This is a genomic window from Neptunomonas sp., from assembly GCF_041601355.1.
In the GTDB taxonomy this organism is placed as follows: Bacteria; Pseudomonadota; Gammaproteobacteria; order Pseudomonadales; family Balneatricaceae; genus Neptunomonas.
The window spans coordinates 22,662-28,986 of record NZ_JBFIIH010000042.1 but is presented as its reverse complement, the minus strand read 5'-3'; the positions used below and the strand labels follow the sequence as shown (position 1 = coordinate 28,986).

Annotated in this window: 5 protein-coding genes and 1 CRISPR repeat array; of the genes, 2 read left to right on the top strand and 3 right to left on the bottom strand. The window is 49.0% G+C overall.

Going from position 1 to position 6,325, the window contains the following annotated elements; all coding sequences use genetic code 11:
• Position 1 precedes the first annotated feature (1 nt).
• Positions 2-1,555: a CRISPR direct-repeat array (repeat unit 29 nt; unit sequence GCGTTCCCCGTAAGCACGGGGATGAACCG).
• Between the two features lie 68 nt (positions 1,556-1,623).
• Genes ABY436_RS08830 through ABY436_RS08820 form a run of 3 tightly spaced genes read right to left on the bottom strand, consistent with a single transcriptional unit; the run spans position 1,624 to position 4,740 of the window.
• Positions 1,624-2,700 (bottom strand): ABC transporter substrate-binding protein, encoded by a 1,077-nt coding sequence (locus ABY436_RS08830; protein ID WP_372738610.1) that lies wholly within the window; start codon positions 2,698-2,700, stop codon positions 1,624-1,626.
• Positions 2,697-4,079, bottom strand: coding sequence for a sensor histidine kinase (locus ABY436_RS08825; RefSeq protein WP_372738609.1), 1,383 nt, complete (start codon positions 4,077-4,079; stop codon positions 2,697-2,699). The genes ABY436_RS08830 and ABY436_RS08825 overlap by 4 nt, the downstream gene beginning before the upstream one ends.
• Positions 4,072-4,740, bottom strand: coding sequence for a response regulator transcription factor (locus ABY436_RS08820; protein ID WP_372738608.1), 669 nt, complete (start codon positions 4,738-4,740; stop codon positions 4,072-4,074). The genes ABY436_RS08825 and ABY436_RS08820 overlap by 8 nt, the downstream gene beginning before the upstream one ends.
• Before the next feature lie 155 nt (positions 4,741-4,895).
• Here ABY436_RS08820 and ABY436_RS08815 point away from each other — a divergent pair, with 155 nt between their 5' ends.
• Entirely contained in the window at positions 4,896-5,873 is a 978-nt protein-coding gene (locus ABY436_RS08815; RefSeq protein WP_372738607.1) for a Bug family tripartite tricarboxylate transporter substrate binding protein, read from the top strand.
• Positions 5,870-6,322: a tripartite tricarboxylate transporter TctB family protein gene (locus ABY436_RS08810; protein WP_372738606.1), complete on the top strand. Its 453-nt coding sequence runs from the start codon at positions 5,870-5,872 to the stop codon at positions 6,320-6,322. Before ABY436_RS08815 ends, ABY436_RS08810 begins: the two co-directional genes overlap by 4 nt.
• Positions 6,323-6,325 lie beyond the last annotated feature (3 nt).

Below are 6,325 nucleotides of genomic sequence, written 5' to 3'. Positions count from 1 at the left end.
CGCGTTCCCCGTAAGCACGGGGATGAACCGAAAGGGCAACGGCTTATTGATGAATATAACCAGCGTTCCCCGTAAGCACGGGGATGAACCGGATTTGTATTCTTCTTTGTCTAGCGTTCATCTGCGTTCCCCGTAAGCACGGGGATGAACCGTTTGCCCAGGTGTCGCCATCGTCGTAGCTGATGCGTTCCCCGTAAGCACGGGGATGAACCGAAAGGGCAACGGCTTATTGATGAATATAACCAGCGTTCCCCGTAAGCACGGGGATGAACCGCGCGTAGATTCAGTGAAAAAAATAATATCTTAGCGTTCCCCGTAAGCACGGGGATGAACCGATTTTGCACGTTACCCGTGACAGCCGCATTTTGCGTTCCCCGTAAGCACGGGGATGAACCGGCGCGCCGATTTTTTTCATAGCGGTGAGTATGGCGTTCCCCGTAAGCACGGGGATGAACCGCCCGTATTGTTGAATCTTCTATCTCAAGCCAGGCGTTCCCCGTAAGCACGGGGATGAACCGTGATAGTCATATAAAAAGTGGCATCCATCTGAGCGTTCCCCGTAAGCACGGGGATGAACCGACGGTGATCTTTTAGGGGAGTCATTGAAGGCGGCGTTCCCCGTAAGCACGGGGATGAACCGACTTGGAATGTGGAGGTTGAGAGAAAACTGATGCGTTCCCCGTAAGCACGGGGATGAACCAGTTCTAAACATCGTCTCAGAGCGCGTATATGAGCGTTCCCCGTAAGCACGGGGATGAACCGGCTTTATCTGCCCCCAACAATCTGAAACAGAGGCGTTCCCCGTAAGCACGGGGATGAACCGTTGCTTTTAGTCATTTTCACAGCTGACTTTTTGCGTTCCCCGTAAGCACGGGGATGTACCGGCAACGCGGGTCTGTTAGCGGCGCTGGAGCTGGCGTTCCCCGTAAGCACGGGGATGAACCGAGTTAGGGACAACCCGCTCAAACGGATTAGGTGCGTTCCCCGTAAGCACGGGGATGAACCGCAAGATAAGAAACGGCGTAAAAATGGCTTATAGCGTTCCCCGTAAGCACGGGGATGAACCGCCTTCTGTCAGCACATCGTTGATAACATCGATGCGTTCCCCGTAAGCACGGGGATGAACCGTTCATAACCATCTCCTATCTGTTTACTTGGCTGCGTTCCCCGTAAGCACGGGGATGAACCGCAGCTTGTTGAGGCGCATGTGATTGAGAGGCTGCGTTCCCCGTAAGCACGGGGATGAACCGATGAGGCAGCGAGGCTGGAAGGGGCAAAAATCGCGTTCCCCGTAAGCACGGGGATGAACCGAGCATGAAATTATTGATGCTGTGATTATAGATGCGTTCCCCGTAAGCACGGGGATGAACCGGTGCCAAAAATAGCGGTAATCTCGGCCCATAGGCGTTCCCCGTAAGCACGGGGATGAACCGCTGGAGCTATCAAAGGCGATAGCAGTAATGATGCGTTCCCCGTAAGCACGGGGATGAACCGCAGGATCAATTAACGATATTGATATAAAAGTGGCGTTCCCTATAAGCACGGAGGCGGATCGATATTACGGATAGTTAATAACATGCTTCATATACATTGTATCGGCAGTTAGATCTTATATGCTCCATTTTAAGGAACCACCACATCATACAAAATGGCGTTGCTCCACTCATTAATAAACCGCTGTTGTTTTAATTTATCCAGATAAACCATCAGTGCGGCGCCCAGGGGTATCGGCTTGAACTGCAAGGGATTATTTTGTTGCAGGCTGTTGGCGGTAAACTGCCCCCTTGCGTCTGGGTGAAGTGCGATGAGGCTGCTTTGCTCGGCGATAATTTGTTGGCCTTCAAGCGATAACAGGTAGCGTAAAAAGGTTTTGGCATTAGTGGGGTGCGGAGCATGTTTGGTAATGAAGGCGACGCGACTCATCACCAGTGTGTAATCTTCCGGGTAGATAATACCGATCGTCGGTGTGTTAAGTGCATAGTTTATGGCATATGAGCCCAATACATTGTATCCAAACACGAGTTCTCCTGTGGCGATTTGATCGATCATCTCACTGCTGCAGCAGTATAAATGAGTCATTACGCGACCCAGATTCTCTTTCAGTCGGCTGCTAATGCTGGAGTTTATTTCGTCCTGTGAGGCAAGTAAGTAACCTACGCCGGATAAGCGGATGTCGTAGGTGCCTACGCGGTGCATGAAAAAGTCGGCGTTGGTGCGGATGGCCAGCGCCAGCTCTTCGTGGGTTTGTGGGATGGGTTTGCCGTTAAACGCGGCTTTGTTGTACGCCATCACTACCGGTTCGTAGGTGAAACCGAAGGCTTCATTTCGCCAGTTTGCCCACTTAGGCAGTGCTTGGGTAATGGGATGGATAAACGGCTGCGCATAGCCATCGTTTACTAGCTTTATTTGCAGGTCCATGGCGGAGCTTATAACCAGATCAGGCATCTTGTTGTTAGGTAGATTCTGGATGGTGCTGAATAATTCGCTGGTTTGAAACTCTTTGTATTCAATGTGGATAGTGGGTTCGACTTTTTCGAAAGCATTAATGATGGGTTGGATCGCGTTGGTATCGGTTGCACTGTATATGACTAAGGAGATTTGCCTGTCTGTCCCGGGGGCATCGCTGGCGATGACGGGCAGGGTTGTCAGGATCGTGATAATGCTGAGTAGTTGGATACATTGTTGAATCATTACTTTCATACAGTCCTGCCCGGTAAGCGAATGAGCACACGCAGCCCACCGGCAGGGCTTCGATCAAGTTTCATTATTCCTTGATGTGCTTGAATAACGGTTTCGACAATGGCGAGCCCGAGACCGGACCCTGAAATGCCTGGGTTCAGACGTGTGAATCGTTGCAGGGCCTGCCGGCGCATGTGTGGCGCAATGCCCGGGCCGCTATCATCAATAATAATTTCTACACTATTATCCTCAGCATGGCGTAACGTTATGTCAATCTGGTTGTTTTTCGGCCCGTAAAGTATGGCGTTATCGATCAGATTTCGCAGTGCTTCTTTCAGGCTGACTTTATCGCCGGGCAATTGGATATCGGGATCATCTACGTTATAGGAAAATTCGATATCAGTGTGCGCGTGGTCTCTGACCGTTTCCGTTAATAGTTCTTCGACCAATGTATTTAATGCAATAGTTTGTGGTGTGAGACTGTCGCTGCGATGAGTAACCAAGGCATGTGCTAGTAACTGATTAGTGAGCCTCGTTAGTTTTTTATATTGGCGGCGTATTTTAATAAGTCTGGTTTTTAATTCATCGCTATCCGTTGTTTGCAATGCGATATCTAATTGGCCTTGCAAGCCACCTAAGCTGCTGCGTATTTGGTGTGAAGCGTCAGCAATGAAAACCTTCATGGTGCTGAGGTTATTGAAGAGTTGCTGTTGGTAATCATTGATAGCATTGACGAGCGGAGCTACTTCCTGAATGGGAGTGGTTTGTATGGGGTGGCGATCATTAACGGATCGGGCTTGCAGGTTTTTGGATATCACGCTTAATGGCTGCAAAGCGCTTCTTACTCCGAGCCATACGAGTAGTAATGTCAGCAGCAGTATGCCGGCTAAGGTGGCAAGAGCGTTGTAAAAAATTTCATTGGCCAGTTCTATACGCGCACGGCGGGTTTGTCCGAGTTTAATCACTACCCACCCATGAGCGACCGGTGCTATGAGTTGCTTACTCTGGATGACCCAGCTCACGGCTTCTCCTTTGTAGCTGGCATTATAAAATTCGGGGTGGCTGTTGGGATGATAGTTAGTCGGAGAGGGCGTTTTTTTGTAACCGGTGAGGTTTTTGCCGTGATGGTCAATGATTTCGTAAAACAGTTTGTCTTCGGGCGCCAGTTCCAGCATAGAGAAGGCGGCATAGGGTAGATCAAGATCAATCTGTGATTCGCGTACGCTAATGCGTTCGATAATCGACAAGCTGGCGCTGTTGAGTAGTCGGTTGTACGAAATGTCTGCAGCACGTTTAGCATAGTCCCAGACGCCTGCACTGAGGATAACAAACACGATCATTATTAATAGCGCAGTGCGAATGATCAGTTGTTGTTGCAGTGAATAACCGGGCTTAGTCATCGATGTGACCCAGGTATCCTAGTCCACGAATGGTTTTGATATGTAATGACGAGTCGGTGAGCTTTTTGCGGAGTCGTGTAAGTGTTTGTTCTATCGCGTTAGGCGTATGCGCTTCGTCAAAGGTGTAGAGCCTGTTGGCAATATCTTCTTTGGTTAATACGCGATCCAGATTTTTTAAAAACAGTTCAAGCAGTTGTCGTTCACGCAGCCGCAGTTCTACGGGTTCGTTGTTAACCGTAATCTGATGTGTAGCCAGATTAACCGTCAAATTTCCGCATACAATGGTATTACTGGCTTCGCCGCGTTCTCGTCGTAATAATGCACGACAGCGTGCAGCCAGTTCACGAAAATCAACTGGTTTGACCATGTAGTCATCGGCGCCCAGATCCAGAGCGCTGACCCGATCGTCTATTTCGGCACGCGCCGTCAGGATCAATACCGGAATGGTATTTCCCTTCTGGCGTAATGACTGCAGTAATTGATAGCCGCTTCGTCCTGGCAGGTTGATATCCAGTATTAATAGATCGAAATCATCCCATGAGAGTGTACGTTGTGCCTGCTCGACCGAAATCGTCCAGTCAAGCGGATGGCCTATCTGACGAAAGTATTCCTGAGTGGCATCGGCCAGGGCTTCGTTATCTTCTATAAGGAGTATGCGCATAGCCGTAAGAATATCTGGCGGGTGTTAAACAGCAAGCAATTTATTCCATATTTTTTTCTGCTGTCAGGCGGGTGTCAGTTTAAAGAGTTATCTTTTCAGCGCGCCATCGAGCGCTAATAAAACTAACAACAAAAAACTGAATTCTGGAGAGTCCCATGAAGTTGAAACTGCTTACACTAGCCTTGACTGCAGGTCTGGTGACGGCCATGAATGTTGCGGCATTTGAGTCGGATAAACCTACCTGTATCGCGCCGGCAAAACCAGGTGGTGGTTTTGATTTGACGTGCCGTATCATATCTAACGGCTTTAAAGACGCTGGCCTGATCGACGTGCCAATGGCCGTTACTTTTATGCCAGGCGGTGTCGGTGCAGTGGCCTATAACCATATTAATGCAAGCCGTCGTGATGATGGTAATGCGTTGGTGGCCTTTAGTTCGGGCTCTCTGTTAAATATTGCACAGGGTAAATTCGGGAAAAATCTGGACGAAAACTCAGCTCGCTGGGTTGGCGCTGCGGGTGTCGATTATGGTGCGGTTATCGTCAGTGCTGATGCGCCTTGGAATACATTGGCTGAACTGGTTACTGCTGTAAAAGCTGATCCAACTAAATATGTTTTAGGTGCTGGCGGCGGTGTTGGTAGTCAGGATTGGATGAAAGCTGCGATTCTTATGAAATCTTCCGGTGTTGATCCTAAGTCCATGCGTTACGTTGCTTATGAAGGCGGCGGGGAAGCAACAGCGGCACTGATGGGTGGTCATATTCAGATTTATCCTGGTGATGTGGGTGAAATGGTTGGCCAGTTGGAAGCCGGTAAGCTGAAAATGCTGGCAGTGATGGCACCTGAGCGTCTGGAAGGTGAGTTTTCACACATCCCTACCGCTAAAGAGCAGGGTTTTGATGCAGAATGGACAATTTTACGCGGTTACTATCTGGGTCCGGATGTTTCTGACGAAGCATTCAATTACTGGTCCGGTCAGTTTGAAAAGGCTTATGCAAACGACGCTTTCCTGCAAACGGTGGGTGAAAAGGGTTTGATTCCTTTCAAAATGTCAGGCGCAAAGTTTGATGAATATGTGAAAGGACGCGTAGGTTACATGCGCGAGTTAGCGACTGAAGCAGGCTTAATAGAGTGAGATTAGCAATGTATGACCGTCTTTTTGCGGGTACATTGCTGGTGCTGTCCGGACTTATTGTCTGGGCAGCTCTTCAGCTTGAGGTGCCCTTTCAATACGAACCCCTGGGGCCAAAAGCCTTTCCGGTTATTTTGGGTGCTCTTCTGGCGATGACATCCATCTGGTTGATCATTAAACCCGATGAGAACAAATGGCACCCTTCATCTGAAATTGTTAAAAAAATGCTGATCGGCCTGGTGCTGATGATAGTTTACGCTGCACTTTTTGAACGTGCAGGCTTCATTGTTGCTACCTTTATTGTGGGCGGTGTATTCAGTTGGTTATTTGGCGAAACGCCGAAACGTGCCGGTTTGTATGCATTGGTGATGAGTGTGATCAGCTATTTTATGCTGACTTCATTACTGCAGCTTAACGTTCCTTCTGGTGCCTGGTGGTCCAGCTTTTTATAGGGA